Source organism: Denitratimonas organivorans (genome assembly GCF_037478135.1).
Classification (GTDB): Bacteria; Pseudomonadota; Gammaproteobacteria; order Xanthomonadales; family Xanthomonadaceae; genus Denitratimonas.
Map to the genome: position 1 here is coordinate 1 of NZ_JBBHDV010000006.1, position 15,670 is coordinate 15,670.

Sequence of the window (15,670 nt, forward strand, 5' to 3'; positions counted from 1 at the left end):
AGACCATGGATCAAATGCCAATCTGGTGAGGTTTGCGGGGCACTTTTCTGCGACCTCATGAAATATCCGGGCTAGAATTGCCGGCCCGCCAACGCCCGCATCTGAAGGAACCCCATGTCGGCACTGATCTGCGGCTCGCTCGCCTACGACACCATCATGGTCTTTCCGGACCAGTTCAAGAACCACATCCTGCCCGACAAGGTGCACATCCTGAACGTGTCATTCCTGGTGCCCCGGATGCGGCGCGAATTCGGCGGTTGCGCCGGCAACATCGCCTACAACCTCAAGTTGCTGGGCGGCGATCCGATTCCGATGGCCACCGTCGGCCAGGATTTCGGCCCGTACCGCGAGCACTTCAACGAATGCGAGATCAGTCTTGCCCACGTCAAGGAAATCGCCGACCTGTTCACTGCCCAGGCCTTCATCACCACCGACCTGGACGACAACCAGATCACCGCCTTCCACCCCGGCGCGATGATGCGCAGCTACGAGAACCACGTACGCGACGTGCCCGGCGTGAAGTTCGGCATCGTCGGTCCGGATGGTTACGAGGCGATGCTGCAGAACTCCGAGGAGTTCGCCGAAACCGGCATCCCGTTCATCTTCGATCCCGGCCAGGCCATGCCGCTGTTCAACGGCAAGGAACTGACCCGGATGATCGAACAGGCTACCTACGTCACCGTCAACGATTACGAATCCAGCCTGCTGGAAGAACGCACCGGCCTGTCCAGCGCGCAGATCGCGCAGCGGGTGAAGGCCTACATCATCACGCGCGGCGGCAAGGGCTCGGAAGTGCACACCGACAACGGCAACGGGAAGATGCTGATCCCGGCCGCCAACGCGATCCGCGTGGTCGATCCGACCGGCTGCGGCGACGCCTATCGCGCCGGCCTGATCTACGGCCTGATGCACGATATGGACATGGCCACCGCCGGCCGCATCGCCTCGCTGATGGGCGCGCTCAAGATCGAACACCTGGGCCCGCAGAACCAGCGCTTCGATTACGAGGAATTCGCCGAGCAGTTCAGCCAGCAGTTCGGCTATTCGCTGCGCTGAGGTCCGCAGCACTCAGGCATGGAGTTGCGCCGGCTCGGTCACCAGCCGGTCGGCGCCGGCAGCGCGCAGTTCGTCTTCGCTGCCAAATCCCCACAACACACCGACCGACGCCATGCCGTGATGGCGGGCACCTTCGATATCGAGGTGACGGTCGCCCACCATCACCGCCTCGGCGGGCGTGGCACCGGTGCGGCGCAAGGCCTCAGCCACCAGTTGCGGCTTGTGGCTGCGACTGCCATCGGCGGTGGCGCCGACAATCCCGTCGAACAACCCGCCGAACGGCAGGTGTTCGAGAATACGGCGCGCATGCGGCTCGTTCTTCGCCGTGACCAGGCACAGCCGCGCGCCGCCGGCATGCAGCGCGCCGACCGCCTCGGCGATGCCCGGATAAACGCTGTGCTCGCGCCAGCCGATGTCCTCGAAGCGCTCCAGATAAAACGCCACCGCCTGTTCCACCCGCGCCGCATCGCCGAGCAGCGGCGTGAAGCTGGTGCGCAGCGCCGGGCCGATCCAGCTGCGCAGTACCGCTTCGGGCAGCGGCTCATGCCCGACCCTTTCCAGCGCATGGGCAATGCAGCGCGTGATGCCGATGGCCGAATCGATCAGGGTGCCGTCCAGATCGAGGAAAACCCAGGGTTTCATCCGCCGCGCGCTTCCAGCGCCGCCACCGCCGGCAGGGTCTTGCCTTCGCAGAACTCCAGAAAGGCACCGCCGCCGGTGGAGATGTAGGACATGCCCTCGGCCACATCGTACTTGTCGACCGCCGCCAGGGTGTCGCCACCGCCCGCGATCGAAAACGCCGGCGAGGCCGCGATCGCTTTCGCCAGAGCGCGCGTGCCGCCGCCGAAGGCGTCGAATTCAAACACGCCCACCGGCCCGTTCCACAGCACGGTGCCGGCCTGCGCCACATGACGCGCGTACTGCGCTGCGGTTTCCGGCCCCACGTCCAGGATCATTTCGTTGTCCGCCACCTCGTCCAGACCGCGCACCGTGGCCGCGGCCTGGGCCGAAAACTCCGTCGCCACGACGGCATCCACCGGCAGCACGATCCGGTCGCCATGCTGGGCCAGCAGTTCGCGCGCGGTGCCGAGCAGATCGGCTTCAGCCAGTGACTTGCCGATGCCGTGACCCTTGGCGGCCAGAAAAGTGTTGGCGATGCCGCCGCCGACGATCAGCTGGTCGACCCTGGTCAGCAGGCTGGACAGCAGTTCCAGCTTGGTCGAGACCTTGGAACCGGCCACGATGGCCAGCAGCGGCCGCGCCGGCGCATGCAGCGCGCGCGCCAGCGCATCCAGTTCGGCCATCAGCAGCGGCCCGCCGCAGGCCACCTTTGCGGCGCGGATCACGCCGTGGGTCGAGGCCTGCGCGCGATGCGCGGTACCGAAAGCATCCATCACGAAGACATCGCACAGCGCCGCGTACTTCTGCGCCAGCGCCGGATCATCCTTGGCTTCGCCCGGATTCATCCGGCAGTTTTCCAGCAGCACCAGTTCGCCGGGCGCAACTTCGACACCGTCCAGATAATCGCGCCGCAGCGGCACCGGGCGGCCCAGCAGTTCGGACAGGCGTTGCGCCACCGGCGCCAGCGAATCGGCTTCGCTGAAGCTGCCTTCGGTCGGGCGGCCCAGATGCGACATCACCATCACCGCCGCGCCCTGCTCCAGCGCCAGGCGCAGCGTCGGCAGCGCGGCCAGCAGGCGCTGTTCGGAAGCGACCTTGCCATCGGCGATCGGCACATTCAGATCCTCGCGGATCAGCACCCGCTTGCCGGCAAGGTCCAGATCGGTCATGCGTGGGATCGTCATCGCTGCAACTCCGTGGCGGAAAAACCGCTATTGTCGCCGATTGCCAGAAGGCCGTCATCGCGCCGCGCCTTTGATCCGCATCAATGACAGCCCCGCACGCAGCGGGCACCATGCCAACCATGAGCACGCTTCCGACTTTCGACGACGACCTGTTGCAGCGCTACGACCGCCCCGGCCCGCGCTACACCTCCTACCCGGCTGCGCCGCGCTTCCACGAAGGCTTCGGCGACCGCGACCTGCGCGAGCAGATCGCACGCAGCAACGAGAACCCGGTGCCGAACCGGCTCTCGCTGTACGTGCACGTACCCTTCTGCGAAAGCCCGTGTTTCTACTGCGGCTGCAACCGGATCATCACCCGCGACCACCGCCGTGGCGAGCACTATCTGGAAGTGCTGGATCTGGAAATCGAACGTATCGGCCCGCTGTTCGACGCCGACCGCGAAACCATCCAGCTGCACCTGGGCGGCGGCACGCCGAACTTCCTCAGCCCGGCACAGATCGGCCAGCTGCTGGATTCGATGGCGCGCCATTTCCGCTACAGCCAATCCGCCGACCGCGATTTCTCGATCGAACTGGACCCGCGCCACGTCACCCCGGACGAAATCGGCCAACTCGCGGCGCTGGGTTTCAACCGTGCCAGCCTCGGGGTGCAGGATTTCGACCCGCTGGTGCAGGAGGCGGTGAACCGCATCCAGGGCGTGGAAATGACGCTGGAGCTGATCGAAGCCTGCCGCGACCACGGCATGCGCTCGGTCAATGTCGACCTGATCTACGGCCTGCCCAAGCAGACCGTCGAAGGCTTCGGCCGCACCCTGGACACCGTGCTCAAGGTGCGCCCCGGGCGGCTGGCGATCTACGGCTACGCGCACCTGCCCGAACTGTTCCGCGCCCAGACCCAGCTCAAGGCCGAAGACCTGCCGACCGCCGCAACCCGGCTTTCACTGCTGCGCCTGGCGATCGAAAAACTCACCGCCGCCGGCTACGAACACATCGGCATGGACCACTTCGCGCTGCCCGACGACGAACTCGCCCGCGCGCGCCGCAACGGCAGCCTGCATCGCAACTTCATGGGTTACACCACGCACGCCGACACCGACCTGATCGGCCTGGGCGTCAGCGCGATCAGCCGCATCGGCGACAGCTTCAGCCAGAACCCGCGCGACCTGCCGACCTGGGAAGCACGCCTGCTGCACGAACCGGAGGCACTGCCGGTCTGGCGCGGCATGAAACTGGACGCCGACGATCAGCTGCGCGCCGACGTGATCGGACGGCTGATGTGCGTGGGCCATATCGACATCGGCGATATCGAACGCGACCACCGCATCGTCTTCGCCGACTACTTCGCAGACGCACTGGAACGCCTGCAACCACTGCAGGCCGACGGCCTGGTCGACATCGCTCCGGACCACATCCGCGCCACCCCGCGCGGCAACATGATGCTGCGACACCTGGCGATGTGCTTCGACGCCTACCTCCACGACCGCGCCGCCGCCATGGCCCCGGCACGGTTTTCCAAGGCGATTTGATCGGAGGCCAAGCGTAGAATGGAGGCCTGTTGCGCGAGGAGATTAGTCATGCCCACCCATCTTGCCCTTGACCCTGAATTGCTTGATCGCGCCTTCGCCCTGAGCGGCGAAAAGACCAAGAAGGCCGCCGTCACGAGCGCCTTGAAGGAGTTCATTGCTCGACGCGAGCAACAGGCTACAACGTTCGAGCGGCTCAAAGCCGAATTGACCAGCGCCTTTGCTGCTCCCGAAGCGTCGTATCAGCCACTGACGGCAGCTGACGTGATCGCCCGCAACCGGAAGTGATCTGAAGCATGTCCACGCCGCGCGTGCGCGTTCAGCCGGTGGCGTCCCGGCGGCTGGATGAAATTCATCGCTACACCCGGCAGCAATGGGACGAACAGCAGGCTGACCGTTACATCACTGGCCTGTTCGAGGCATTCGACGGCATTGCAACGCACCAGACGACATCCCGACCCATTTCTGCCGAGTTTGGTGTTGAAGGCTATTACTTCCGCTACGAACGGCACTTCGTCTATTGGCGCTGGCTGACGAATGGTGACATCGGCATCGTCACGATTTTGCATGAGCGGATGCACCGGATCGAACGATTTCGGGAGGATTTCGGCCTGTGACACGGTCAACCAACGACGGTTTCGAGGAGCGTCAACTCCAAGTCCAGCGTTGGCTCGGGCGCTGCATGATTCGCCTGCAACAGTACGAGCGTCTGCTCAAGGCCATCGTAGCGGACAACAACATTTCTGGACCGTCCCGCGACCTGGAGGCCATCAGGGACGCACGGATCCGTGAAACCAATGGCATGACACTTGGCACCTTGGTGGGCCAATTCATTGGAACGCAACTCATCACGGATGGTGCCGACGCATCTCCTGACATGCTCAAAAACATCCCTGACGACGTGCTTGCATTTGGTTTTCACATGCACGTAATGCTCTCTACTGACGACTACGCCCGAGCACAGGACGATCTCAGGGAGCTGGTAACCCTCCGCAACAACCTGGTGCATCACTTCATCGAGCAGCACGACCTCCGGTCCATGGAGGGTTGTAATAGCGCACACGCTGCTCTCGTTACCGCCTACGCCCGAATCGACCAGTGTTACCAACAATTGCAGACTTGGGAGGAGTGGAAGATCGAAGCACGCCAGCAGTTTGCTGAATTCATGAAGTCCGATGCGTTTCATGAGGCACTCAGAAACGGTATCGACGGCATCAATTCGGATGGCACCGTGGATTGGCCTGCTGCGGGAATCGTCCGGGTCTTGCGCGAAGCCTCCGGGCAACTTGCAGTGAAAGGCTGGACTCCGGTCAAAGTCGCACAAGAGTGGATCAGTCAGCATCACTCCGAGCAAACGCCTGACAGATATGGGTGCGTCTCACTACGTCAGATACTGCACGAGTCTCGTCTGTTCGAACTGCGCTACCTCTCCGTGAATGGTCAAAGCACGGCCTGCTACAGAGCTCGTACTCAGTAATAAGCGTAGACCAGCCCACTCTCGCGCCCAGCGTATGAAGCGGCATCAACCCGGGCGAGCAATGCAATGTTTGTCGGAGCGCACGCCGCAGGCAGTCGCGAGCAGAGCACGCTGTCGCAATCCCCGCGCAATCGCGCCCCCCTTCGGGTGCGCTCCTGCCTGATGGCGCCGGGTCAGTCCAGAAACAGGTCCGGCAGCGGTTCCAGCGTGGGGTCGACGGCGTAAGCGGAGAAGTCGCTGATGCCGGTTCCGCGCAGCACGTCCTCGTCGATCAGGAACTGGCCGGTGAAGCCGCGTGCCGGACGGGTCAGCACCGCGTGGGCGGCGTCGGCGACGATGTCGGGGGTGCGGCAGCGCGGCACATCGACACCGGGGATCATGTTCAGCGCATCGGTGGCGATGATGGTGCGCGGCCAAAGCGCGTTGACCGCGATGCCGCTGTCGGCCAGTTCCGCAGCCAGTCCCAGGGTGACGAAGCTCATGCCCATCTTGGCCAGGGTGTAGCCGGTGTGCGGCGCCCACCATTTGGGATCGAGCGAGGGCGGCGGCGCCAGCGTCAGCACGTGCGGATTGGCCGCGCGGCGCAGTTGCGGCAGGCATTTCTGCGTGGTCAGGAAGGTGCCGCGCGCGTTGACCTGCTGCATCAGGTCGAAGCGTTTCATCGGGGTGTCTTCGATGCCGGCCAGCCAGATCGCGCTGGCGTTGTTGACCAGGATGTCGATGCCGCCGAAGCGCTCCACCGTGGCGGCGACGGCGGCTTCGACATTGGCTTCGTCGCGGATGTCGCATTGCAGCGCCAAGGCCTTGCCGCCGGCCGCTTCCACTTCGGCGGCAGCAGTGTGGATGGTGCCGGGCAGCTTGGGATTGGGCACTGCGGACTTGGCCGCGATCACGATGTTGGCGCCGTCGCGTGCAGCGCGCAGCGCGATCGCCAAGCCGATGCCGCGCGAGGCGCCGGTGATGAACAGGGTCTTGCCGTGCAGGGAGCTCATGGTCGTTGTCGCAGGAAAACAGGAGGGCGAACACTATAGGCCCTGCCGCAACAGCAGCGCACGGGTGATGACCAGCGGGTGCCTGCGGCGGCCACTTCGACAGCCGCAGTAAATCCCACGGCAATCCGTGCCTCCTATAATTCGCCGATGAATTCCCAGACCCTGGAAAACCTGGTCGCCTGGATCGGCCAACACCCGATCCTGGCCGGCATCGTGATCTTCCTGATTGCGTTCTGCGATGCGGTGGTGATCCTGGGCTTCCTGGTGCCGGCGATTCCGCTGTTGTTCGCGATCGGCGCGCTGATCGGCCTGGGTTCGATCGATGGCCCGTACGCCATTGTCTGCGCCGGTCTGGGCGCGTTCTGCGGGGATGGGCTGAGCTATCTGCTGGGCCGCTATTACGGCGACAGCCTGCGCCGCATCTGGCCGTTCTCGCGCCATCCGGAATGGCTGTCGCAGGGCGAAGCGGCGTTCCGCCGCCATGGGCTGAAGAGCATCCTGATCGCGCGTTATGTCGGCGCGATCCGACCGCTGGTGCCGGCGATCGCCGGCATGGTGCAGATGCCAGCGCGGCTGTACGTGCCGCCGAGCCTGCTGGCGGGCATGAGCTGGGGTGCGGTGTTCCTGATTCCGGGCTGGATCTTCGGCGCTTCGCTCGATCTGTTCGCCGCCGTCGCCGGACGTCTGGCGATCGTGGTGGGCGTGCTGCTGGCGCTGCTGGCGTTGATCTATTTCACCGTGCACACCACCTACCGCGCGCTGGCGCCGCGCACCGCGTTGTTCCTGTCGCGGCTGCTGCGCTGGTCGGTGCGGCATCCGGTGCTGGGGCGTTTTGCCGGGGCGCTGATTGATCCACGGCGGCGCGAATCGCCATCGCTGCTGGTGATGGCGATCCTGCTGATCTTCGGCGGCTGGGCGCTGTTCACGGTGCTGCTGATGACCGCCGGCAACAGCGACTCGCCCGGTCTGGACCTGCATGTGCACCATCTGATGTTCGGTCTGCGCACGCCGTTGGCCGATCACTGGATGGCGACGCTGGCGGCATTGGGCGATTGGCAGGTGTTGCTGCCCTCGGCGCTGGTGGTGCTGGGCTGGCTGTGCTGGCGCCGGCGCTGGGTGGCGGCCGGGCACTGGATCGGCGCGGCCGGTTTCGGCGTGGTGCTGGTCTGGGCGCTGGATGCGCTGATCCAGGTGCCGCGTCCGCCGGCGGCGATGGCGGCGGCGGGTTTCGATTTCCCGTCGGTGCAGGTCACGATGGCGACGATCATCTATGGCTTCTTCGCGGTGCTGATCGCGCGCGAATTGCCGGGCCGGCGCCGCGCCTGGCCGTACGGCGTGGCAGCAGTGCTGGTCGGCACGCTGGCCTTCGCGCGCCTGTATCTGGGTGCTCACTGGCTGACCGATGTGCTCGGCGGCGTGTTCCTGGGCATCGTCTGGATCGCGGTGCTGGGGCTGGCCTATCGCCGCCGGGTGACGCGCTCGTTCTGGATGCGGCCGATGTCGCTGCTGTTCTACCTGAGCGTGCTGGGCTTCGGGCTGTGGCACGGCAGCCGCAGCGCTGATGAAACACTGGCGCGCTTCGAGCCGCCGCAGATCCGCACCACGGTGGCCGCCGACGACTGGTGGCAGCGCGGCTGGCAGGAATTGCCGGCGCGCCGCAACGAGTTCCTGTCCGAACGCGCCTGGCCGCTCAATCTGCAATACGCCGGCGACATCGCAACGCTGCGTGATCAGCTGATCGACGCCGGCTGGGAACCCGGCCCTCCCGCTGGGCCCGACATCCTGCTGGCGATTCTGGACAAACACGCCACGCCGGAAACCCTGCCGGTGCTGCCGGCGTCGCACAACGGCCACGGCGATGCGCTCTTGCTGTCGTATCCCGGCCCGAGCCCGGACACCCGGCTGGTGCTGCATCTGTGGTTCGCGCCACTGGCGCTGGCACCGGATGACACACCGGTCTGGCAGGGCACCGCGACGCTGTTGCAGTTCGGGCAGGAGCTGTCGCTGTTCCGCCTGTGGCGGGTGCAGCCGGACAGCGAACCGGCGCTGGCGCAGCTTGAACGCGCGCTGCCACAGATGGCACAGCAACGGGTGCAGCGCAGCGGCGAAGAAAACGGATCGGTACTGCTGTTGCGCGGGCACTGAACCCGCCGCTGCGCAGGCCCTAGCCCAGCAATGCCCTCAGCTGCGGCAACGCGGCCTCCACCCAGCGCGCATACATCGCGGCCGATGGGTGCAGGCCGTCTTCGGCCAGCATGTCGGGCTCGCCGCTGCGCTCGCGGCTGGTCGGGGTGATGTCGATGAACAGCACGTCGTGTCCATCGCAGATGGTCCGGGCGGCATCGTTGAACGCGTCGATCTGCGCCGCGATCGTGCCGCGCTCACGCCCCTGCGCGAACGGGGTGACGCCCCAGTCCGGAATCGACAGGACGAACACGCGCCCGGCATCGCCACCGGCCAACCCGATCGCCCGGCGCAGCAATTGCCCGAACTGTTCGCGGTATTCGTCCAGCGGACGGCCACGGTACTGGTTGTTGACGCCGATCAGCAGCGACACCAGATCCCACTGCCCCAGCGGTTCGGCCGCATCCATCGCGGCGGCCAGTTCGTCGGTGGTCCAGCCGGTGGTGGCGATGATGCGCGGCGGCGCCAGCGCGATGCCTTCGGCGCGCAATGCGGCCGCCAGTTGCAACGGCCAGCGCCCGGTTTCGGGCACACCCTCACCGATGCTGTAGCTGTCACCCAGCGCCAGATAGCGCCGCTGCGGCTCAGGCATGGGCCGCATGGCGGGCAATGGCCGGCTGCCGCGACCAGCGTTCCAGCGCGGTTTCGATATGCCCGAAGACCTCGCGGATCTGCTCAGGCTGCGGCAGCAGCGTGACGCGGAAGTGGTTGCGGTAACGCACGTTGAAGCTGGAGCCGGGCACGATCAGCACGCCCTCGTGGGTCAGCAGATCAAGCGCGAAATGGTGGTCGTCGAAATCCGGCAGATCGCCGGTGTCGATGCCGGGGAAGGCGTACAGCGCGCCCTGCGGCGCCACCAAAGACAGGCGCTGGCTGGCATCGCAGGCCTCGATCACGGCGCGACGCGCTTCGTACAGCCGGCCGCCGGGCGAGGTCAGTTCGCTGATCGTGTCCGGCCCGGTCAATGCCGCCAGTGCAGCCCACTGGCCGGGCACGTTCGCACACAGGCGCAGCGCACCCAGCAGGTCCAGCGCGTGGTGAAAATCGCCGCCCCGGATAGGATCGCCGGAAAGCACCGCCCAGCCAACGCGGTAGCCGCAGGCGCGGTGCACCTTGGACAGCCCGCAGAAGGTCAGGCACGGGACATCACCGGCCAGTGGCGCCAGCGGCACGTACTGGGCGCCGTCGTAGGTGATTTCGTCGTAGATCTCATCGACCAGCAGCAGCAGGCGATGGCGTTCGGCGATTTCGACCAGCTGTTGCAGGGTCTGCTGCGAATACATCGCGCCGGTCGGGTTGTTCGGGTTGATCAGCACCAGCGCACGGGTGCGCGGCGTGATCAGCGCTTCGATCTGCTCCGGGTCCGGCTGGAAGTCGTTTTCCGGCTTGCAGTCGTAATACACCGGCACGCCGTCGTTGAGGATCGTGGCGGCGCTCCAGAGCGGATAGTCCGGGCTGGGAAGCAGCACTTCGTCGCCCGGATTCAGCAGTGCGCGCAAGGCCATGTCGATCAGCTCGGACACACCGTTGCCCATGAACACATGCGCCGGCGTGACGCCACGCGCACCACGCGCCACATGCCGGGCCGCGATCACCTCGCGCAGCGGCAGCAGGCCCTGCTGGTGGCAGTACGGATCGCTTTCGCCGATGTGTTCGGCGATGGCCTGCTGCAGGTGTTGGGGCGCGCGGAAGCCGAAGGCGCCCGGATTGCCGATATGCAGCTTGACCAGCTTGCGCCCCTGCGCCTCCATGTCGCGCGCTCGCCGCGCCAGCTCGCCACGGATCTCATAACGGACCTGGGACAGACGCTGGCGGGTGGCGATGGTGCGGGAAACGGACATGGCGGGGACCGGGATGAGGAAAGGCTGGATCGGAGTCTGGAGCCAGATTATCGGAAAATCCGGCCGTGGTTCGGGCAATTTGCGGGCAATGGCAGCGCCTCGCGCAGCGCTTTCGGCAGCTGGCGCAAGGCTATCCGTGCGCACGATAGGCCGCCGCTTGCCGCAGTGCAACAAGACCATGGCCGCAGCGGCCCGGTTACCCTGTGCGGCCCCCAGCCCTGCAGCGGAGATCAGCATGAGCGTTTCAATCACCCCCGAGGATGTCGTTGGTTTCTGGCGCGAGGCCGGTGCGGAAAAATGGTTCGCCCGCGATGCCGGTTTCGACGAGCTGTTCCGCGAGCGGTTCCTCGCCGCCCATATGGCCGCCGCGCGGCGCGAACTTGACCACTGGATGGACAGCGCCGAGGGCGCATTGGCGCTGATGGTGCTGCTCGACCAGTTCCCGCGCAACGCCTTCCGCGGCACCGCGCACATGTTCGCCACCGATGCGCTGGCGCTGGCCTTTGCGCAGCAGGCGCTGGACGCGGGCTTCGACCGGGAAACGCCGGAAGCGCTGCGCCTGTTCCTCTACCTGCCGTTCGAGCACAGCGAAGTGCTGGCCGACCAGCGCCGCGCGGTGGAACTATGCGAACCGCTGGGCGCGCCGTTCGACGAATACGCGCGCATCCATCTGGAGGTGATCGAGCGCTTCGGCCGCTTCCCGCACCGCAATGCCGCGCTCGGCCGCGACACCACGGCTGAGGAACAGGCCTTCCTTGATGGCGGCGGATTTTCCGGCTGAAGCAACGCTTTCAAGTAACAAGTAGCCCGGGTAAGGCGCAGCCGCACCCGGGGTCGGGTTCATCAGGAAAGCCACACCCGGGTGCGCTTCGCTTACCCGGGCTACACGCTCCATCCAGCGATGTCAGTGCGCTGCCGAGGGTTTGGGCAGCAGCGGCCGGCGCCGCACCTGGCGGGTGTCTTCGGACGCGGACAGTTCCTCGAACAGCAGATCCGGCACCAGATAGCTGGACGGCTGATCAGCCACCCCGCGCTGCGAGAACAGGCCGATGCGCGCAACCTCCAGCCCGGCCTGGCGCACCACCAATGCCGGCGTATCACCGAGCGCCACCAGACCGCGGAACTCGCGGCTGCCGACATCGGCCAGCAACAGGCCGCGCGCCGGCTCGCGCCGTCCATCAGGCCAGACCCGGTTGATCCGCACCGGACGCGGCAACGCCTGTTCGGCCCCGGTCAGATAGACCGTGAAGCTGGTCTGGTTGAGGCGGCGCTCGATCATGTCATCGGCGAAGCGCTCCACTTCCAGCGCGAAGGGCTGGTCGGCATCGGCCAACAGGACCGCGATCTCGGCCTGCATGCCGGCCTCGTCCACGCCATCGCGGGCTTGCAGGATCAGCGTGGAGACAGCGGCGAAGCTGCCGCGCAGGTTGCCGGGCGATACATCGCGCGCCACGGCCGGACTGCGGCTGGACAACAGCGTCTTCAAACGCCCGTTTTCGACCAGAGTCTTGCGCTGGGTGGCCACGCCCTGGCTGTCGAACCGGGCCGCTGAAATTATCGGCTGGCCCTGCCAGTCGCGCAGGCCCGGATCATCGACCAGATCCACGCCGGCCGGCAGCACCCGCGCACCCAGGCGCCGGGCGAAACCGGCGGTCTGTTCCACCAGTTGGTCGACGAAGCTCTGCATCGGTGGATCGGCCGCGTAGTGGCGCGGCAACGGCGCCAGACGATTGGCGAAACGATCAGCCAGCAACTGACCTGCAGCCTCGCCACGGAACAGCACCGGACCGGTGAATTCGACCAGCGCGTCGGCATGCCGCAGCGCGGTCAGGCGCTCGCCCAACTCGTGCGCCTGCGCTTGCAGACCGGCGGCATCCGGCAGGCCGCTGAGCTGATGGGCGTGGAAATGACGGTAATCCAGCAGCGGCTCTCCATCCACGGCGCGCGTCGCCGCCGCCATGCCCAGGGTCGCCTTCGGCTGCCGCCGCCAGGTGCTCGTACCCTCACTGTTGAGGTACCAGATCTGGGTTTCTCCGGCATCCAGCCAGACCATCGACTGCTCCAGTTCCGGCTGCGCCGCCAGTACCGTGGCGGCGGCGCGCAGGCGCTGCGCGGCCTCGTCCGGATCCAGCAGGGCTTCGCCTTGATCCTCGTGCTGCACCAGTGCCGGCACCGGCAGCAGGTCGGGCAGAACCTCGCCGGCTTCGCGGGCACTGGCGGCGGCCTGGCGCGCGGCCAGATCCTCCAGCGCGCGCTTGTAGGCAGCATCAGTGGCTATCCAGATACGGCGGCGCAGGGCGTCGTAGTTGTCCTCCAGCGGCAGTGCGGCGCTGCCGTCCTGCGCCAGCCCGTTGCCGCGCGAGGAAACGCCCATCCGCACCACGCGCGAGGAATCGGCCTGCGGCGAGCCCACCCGCACTTCCACATTGAGTTTGCGCTGATGGTTCTGGCGGATATTGCCCAGCGCATCGCCGCGCGCCTCCATTCCCAGCGATCGGGTCTGCGCGACCTCGTAGGCGATGAAATACGGCGCGGCCTGATCGCCGAGGCGCAGTTGCGCCATGGCGCGTGCCATTTCGTCGTTCAGGGCGCGCATCAGCACATCGTCCTGCGGGGTGTTTGCCGATTGAGCGACGGCCAACGGTGCGATCAGCGCCAGGGATGCGGCCAGCGCCACGCGGGCAAGAATCGACATCATGTTCATGCGCCTGTCTCCGGTGCCGGCAGCAGCGGCGGGCGGTCCTGCGATCTGGGTTTGCGCTGCACTTCGACCCGCCGCAGCAGGATCGAAGGCGCCACCGTGGATGTCGGCACCATGCCGGATTCGGCGCCGCACCAGCCGTGGAAGATCTGCGCGTCGTCGGCGGCCGCTTCCACTTCGGCGAACAGCGTCAGCGGCGTGCCGATCAGGTCCACGCCGCGCACCAGTTCCTCGCGCCCGTCCGGATAGACGCGGTAGACCATTTCCGGGTTGACCTTGAAGCTGCTGATGTCGGCGCGCCCGACCACGGTGTAGCCGCCGGCATCAATGCTGCGGATCAACAAGCCCCAGGGCTTGCCCTGCGCCTGCACCTGTTCCAGCAGACGCTGTTTGAGTTCTTCACGGCTGAGCGCGCCGTCCTGGCTGACCAGCAGATTCGACTGGCGCGCCACCGGCGGGTAACCGGCTGCGGCACGGCCGTGGCCGTTGGACTGCGGGAAACCCTCGATCGGCCGGCGCGACAGCAGGAACCCGCGCAGGATGCCGTCATCGATCACATCCACCGCCTGCGCCGCGATGCCCTCGGCATCGACCGCGTAACCGCCATGCAACGCCTGCCCTTCGAACTGCGCCCGGGTGGGGTCAAAACTCACCCGGAAGCCGGACGGCAACACGCGCTCGCCGAGCTTGTTCTTGAAGGTCTGCTGGTCTTCCTCGCGCCGCAGCCGGTCGCCTTCCACCCGGTGCCCGAGCACTTCGTGGAAGAACACGCCGGCGGCCTCGCCTTCGATGATCGCCGGGCCTTCGTAGGCGGTCGCCAATGGCGCCTCGCGCAGCGCGAACAGCTCGTCCAGCAGCCCGTCAACGGCCGCATCCAGCGCCGCTGCATCCGGCAATTCGCCCGGATCGCGCACCAGGAAACGGCGCGAGCGCACCAGTTCCATGCCGTCCTCGGCCTTGACGATGGCAGACACATCGAGCCGGTAGACCGGCGCGGCGGTACGCACCTGGCCGCCATCGCTGGTGACCAGCCGCATCATCGTGTCTTCGGCACTGAGTGAAACCCTGGAACCGAGCACGCGCGGGTCCGCACCCAGGCGGGCGCTGGCGGTTTTCAGGCGCGAGCTCCACAACATGCGGTCCAGCGTCAACGGCTGCACGGCTTCCAGCACACGGGTCGGCGTATCGCGGCTGAAGCTGTCCGAGTCGTCCTCCTCATCCACCTTCACCGCGACATTGGCGCGCACCTTGGCGATCTCCTCCACCGCCTGCCAATAGGCCGCGTCGGTGGCCTTCCAGATCTGGTCGCGCAGCAGCGCTTGGTCCTGGCTCAACGCCAGATGCGTGCTGTTGGCACCGGTCAGGAAGCCGAAATTGAAACCGTCGGTGCGGATTGGATGGGTGCTGTCGCGTCGATGGTCGCCGGTGCGCAATTCCACGTTCAGCGTGCGCGACAGGCCATCGCCGACATCGCGCAGGCTGCCGGATTCGGCGACCAGCCGCAGGTGGCGATTGTCGAACAGGCGATAGGCCAGGAAATAGGCCGGCTCGGCCGCGGAAAAATAGGCGCCGCGCGAGCGTTCCAGCTCCGCGCCCATGGCTTCAAGCACCGGATCGACGGCGTCAGCCCCGATGCTGCGCGCACCCAGCGCGTCGTAATCCACCTGCACCTCGGCCAGCGGCACACCGCTGCCGGGCGCGGACGAAACGGCGACGGGCGTGGCGCTAGATGCGGCGCCATCGCCCTGACTTTCAGCGCCGCCGCAGGCCGCTAGCAACAGGCACAGGCCCAGCGGATAGCACATCGACAACCGGCCGCGCCGTGGCACGAAAACTCGTTGCAGCATTGAGACATCCCCATGGGTGAGTGCCGATCTGTGAGCGCGAAGTCGGCACGTTGGTTCCCGGCAATATGCCAGCCTCCCGCCCCACGACTGCTCCGCCCACCCGGCTACTGGAATCCCTTGTTCCTTCTTGAAAGGAACAAGGGTCCGGACAGCACATGATGGATGAATCCGAAAAAACGTGTTGCAGCCGAGGCTTCAGACGGGATCCCGGGTGCGCTGCGCTTGCCCGGGCTACGTGCCGGGG

General features: G+C 66.4%; 14 protein-coding genes. 7 read left to right on the plus strand and 7 right to left on the minus strand.

Annotation, left to right across the window (positions count from 1 at the left end; genetic code table 11):
- Positions 1 to 114 precede the first annotated feature (114 nt).
- Positions 115 to 1,056, plus strand: coding sequence for a carbohydrate kinase family protein (locus tag WDB66_RS07795; RefSeq protein WP_339397984.1), 942 nt, complete (start codon positions 115 to 117; stop codon positions 1,054 to 1,056).
- Between the two features lie 12 nt (positions 1,057 to 1,068).
- Here the strand turns inward: WDB66_RS07795 and WDB66_RS07800 are convergent, their stop codons facing one another.
- Both WDB66_RS07800 and WDB66_RS07805 read right to left on the minus strand, forming a co-directional pair.
- A complete protein-coding gene (locus WDB66_RS07800; RefSeq protein WP_339397985.1) occupies positions 1,069 to 1,698 on the minus strand; it encodes an HAD hydrolase-like protein in 630 nt (209 codons plus the stop codon).
- The gene (locus WDB66_RS07805) at positions 1,695 to 2,861 is read right to left on the minus strand and encodes a phosphoglycerate kinase (RefSeq protein ID WP_339397986.1); all 1,167 of its coding nucleotides are present in this window, start codon (positions 2,859 to 2,861) and stop codon (positions 1,695 to 1,697) included. The genes WDB66_RS07800 and WDB66_RS07805 overlap by 4 nt, the downstream gene beginning before the upstream one ends.
- Before the next feature lie 110 nt (positions 2,862 to 2,971).
- On the opposite strand from WDB66_RS07805, the gene hemN reads away from it, so the two are divergent.
- From hemN to WDB66_RS07825, 4 genes are read left to right on the plus strand one after another with little or no spacing between them, the layout of a single operon-like run.
- Positions 2,972 to 4,387, plus strand: coding sequence for an oxygen-independent coproporphyrinogen III oxidase (gene hemN / locus WDB66_RS07810; protein ID WP_339397987.1), 1,416 nt, complete (start codon positions 2,972 to 2,974; stop codon positions 4,385 to 4,387).
- 48 nt (positions 4,388 to 4,435) lie between these two features.
- Positions 4,436 to 4,672, plus strand: a complete 237-nt coding sequence (locus WDB66_RS07815) for a type II toxin-antitoxin system VapB family antitoxin (RefSeq protein ID WP_339397988.1) — start codon at positions 4,436 to 4,438, stop codon at positions 4,670 to 4,672.
- An 8-nt stretch (positions 4,673 to 4,680) separates the two neighbouring features.
- A complete protein-coding gene (locus tag WDB66_RS07820) occupies positions 4,681 to 5,001 on the plus strand; it encodes a type II toxin-antitoxin system RelE/ParE family toxin (protein WP_339397989.1) in 321 nt (106 codons plus the stop codon).
- Entirely contained in the window at positions 4,998 to 5,861 is an 864-nt protein-coding gene (locus tag WDB66_RS07825) for an OST-HTH/LOTUS domain-containing protein (RefSeq protein WP_339397990.1), read from the plus strand. Before WDB66_RS07820 ends, WDB66_RS07825 begins: the two co-directional genes overlap by 4 nt.
- A gap of 173 nt (positions 5,862 to 6,034) precedes the next feature.
- On the opposite strand, the gene WDB66_RS07830 is transcribed toward WDB66_RS07825, so the two are convergent.
- A complete protein-coding gene (locus WDB66_RS07830; protein WP_339397991.1) occupies positions 6,035 to 6,853 on the minus strand; it encodes an SDR family oxidoreductase in 819 nt (272 codons plus the stop codon).
- 147 nt (positions 6,854 to 7,000) lie between these two features.
- Between WDB66_RS07830 and WDB66_RS07835 the strand changes: the two genes are divergently transcribed.
- The gene (locus WDB66_RS07835) at positions 7,001 to 8,998 is read left to right on the plus strand and encodes a bifunctional DedA family/phosphatase PAP2 family protein (protein WP_339397992.1); all 1,998 of its coding nucleotides are present in this window, start codon (positions 7,001 to 7,003) and stop codon (positions 8,996 to 8,998) included.
- A 19-nt stretch (positions 8,999 to 9,017) separates the two neighbouring features.
- Here the strand turns inward: WDB66_RS07835 and WDB66_RS07840 are convergent, their stop codons facing one another.
- Entirely contained in the window at positions 9,018 to 9,638 is a 621-nt protein-coding gene (locus WDB66_RS07840) for an SGNH/GDSL hydrolase family protein (RefSeq protein ID WP_489670838.1), read from the minus strand.
- On the minus strand, positions 9,622 to 10,878 hold the full coding sequence (locus WDB66_RS07845; protein ID WP_339397994.1) for an aminotransferase class I/II-fold pyridoxal phosphate-dependent enzyme: 1,257 nt from the start codon (positions 10,876 to 10,878) through the stop codon (positions 9,622 to 9,624). Before WDB66_RS07845 ends, WDB66_RS07840 begins: the two co-directional genes overlap by 17 nt.
- Positions 10,879 to 11,113: 235 nt before the next feature.
- Between WDB66_RS07845 and WDB66_RS07850 the strand changes: the two genes are divergently transcribed.
- The gene (locus tag WDB66_RS07850) at positions 11,114 to 11,659 is read left to right on the plus strand and encodes a DUF924 family protein (RefSeq protein ID WP_339397995.1); all 546 of its coding nucleotides are present in this window, start codon (positions 11,114 to 11,116) and stop codon (positions 11,657 to 11,659) included.
- A gap of 123 nt (positions 11,660 to 11,782) precedes the next feature.
- Here WDB66_RS07850 and WDB66_RS07855 read toward each other — a convergent pair whose 3' ends face one another.
- Positions 11,783 to 13,582 (minus strand): metallopeptidase TldD-related protein, encoded by a 1,800-nt coding sequence (locus WDB66_RS07855; protein ID WP_339397996.1) that lies wholly within the window; start codon positions 13,580 to 13,582, stop codon positions 11,783 to 11,785.
- Entirely contained in the window at positions 13,579 to 15,426 is a 1,848-nt protein-coding gene (locus WDB66_RS07860; RefSeq protein WP_339397997.1) for a metallopeptidase TldD-related protein, read from the minus strand. The genes WDB66_RS07855 and WDB66_RS07860 overlap by 4 nt, the downstream gene beginning before the upstream one ends.
- Positions 15,427 to 15,670 lie beyond the last annotated feature (244 nt).

What these genes read in the sequence shown, in the direction of transcription:
- WDB66_RS07840 (WP_489670838.1), bottom strand. Translation starts at nt 9,638, where the DNA reads ATGCGGCCCATGCCTGAGCCGCAGCGGCGCTATCTGGCGCTGGGTGAC.
- hemN (WP_339397987.1), top strand. Translation starts at nt 2,972, where the DNA reads ATGCCAACCATGAGCACGCTTCCGACTTTCGACGACGACCTGTTGCAG.
- WDB66_RS07855 (WP_339397996.1), bottom strand. Translation starts at nt 13,582, where the DNA reads ATGAACATGATGTCGATTCTTGCCCGCGTGGCGCTGGCCGCATCCCTG.
- WDB66_RS07795 (WP_339397984.1), top strand. Translation starts at nt 115, where the DNA reads ATGTCGGCACTGATCTGCGGCTCGCTCGCCTACGACACCATCATGGTC.
- WDB66_RS07860 (WP_339397997.1), bottom strand. Translation starts at nt 15,426, where the DNA reads ATGCTGCAACGAGTTTTCGTGCCACGGCGCGGCCGGTTGTCGATGTGC.
- WDB66_RS07800 (WP_339397985.1), bottom strand. Translation starts at nt 1,698, where the DNA reads ATGAAACCCTGGGTTTTCCTCGATCTGGACGGCACCCTGATCGATTCG.
- WDB66_RS07845 (WP_339397994.1), bottom strand. Translation starts at nt 10,878, where the DNA reads ATGTCCGTTTCCCGCACCATCGCCACCCGCCAGCGTCTGTCCCAGGTC.
- WDB66_RS07805 (WP_339397986.1), bottom strand. Translation starts at nt 2,861, where the DNA reads ATGACGATCCCACGCATGACCGATCTGGACCTTGCCGGCAAGCGGGTG.
- WDB66_RS07815 (WP_339397988.1), top strand. Translation starts at nt 4,436, where the DNA reads ATGCCCACCCATCTTGCCCTTGACCCTGAATTGCTTGATCGCGCCTTC.
- WDB66_RS07820 (WP_339397989.1), top strand. Translation starts at nt 4,681, where the DNA reads ATGTCCACGCCGCGCGTGCGCGTTCAGCCGGTGGCGTCCCGGCGGCTG.
- WDB66_RS07835 (WP_339397992.1), top strand. Translation starts at nt 7,001, where the DNA reads ATGAATTCCCAGACCCTGGAAAACCTGGTCGCCTGGATCGGCCAACAC.
- WDB66_RS07850 (WP_339397995.1), top strand. Translation starts at nt 11,114, where the DNA reads ATGAGCGTTTCAATCACCCCCGAGGATGTCGTTGGTTTCTGGCGCGAG.
- WDB66_RS07830 (WP_339397991.1), bottom strand. Translation starts at nt 6,853, where the DNA reads ATGAGCTCCCTGCACGGCAAGACCCTGTTCATCACCGGCGCCTCGCGC.